Below are 431 nucleotides of genomic sequence, written 5' to 3' on the forward strand. Positions count from 1 at the left end.
GCGGCCGAAGGCTTCATTCTGCAGCTGATCGGCTGGCGTGAATACGTGCGCGGCGTGTACTGGCTGAAGATGCCGGACTACGCCGAGGGCAACGTGTTTGGCAACTCGCGTCCGCTGCCGGAGTTCTACTGGACCGGGCAGACACAGATGAACTGCATGCGCCAGGCCATCGGCCAAAGCCTGCAACATGCCTACGCCCACCACATCCAGCGGCTGATGGTCACCGGCAACTTTGCCTTGCTCGCCGGGATTGCGCCGAAGGAAATCTGTGAGTGGTATCTGGCGATCTACATGGACGCCTTCGACTGGGTCGAACTACCCAACACCCTTGGCATGGTCATGTATGCCGACGGCGGTTATCTCGGCTACAAGCCTTACTGCGCCAGCGGCCAGTACATCAATCGAATGTCGGATTACTGCGGCGACTGTGC

At 59.9% G+C, this 431-nt stretch carries 1 pseudogene; it reads left to right on the forward strand.

Annotated features, from left to right (window positions below):
- Positions 1-431, forward strand: a pseudogene (locus AC0T7J_RS25355) (cryptochrome/photolyase family protein); the annotation flags it as partial.

The sequence above is a fragment of the Pantoea sp. E956-1 genome (genome assembly GCF_982223955.1).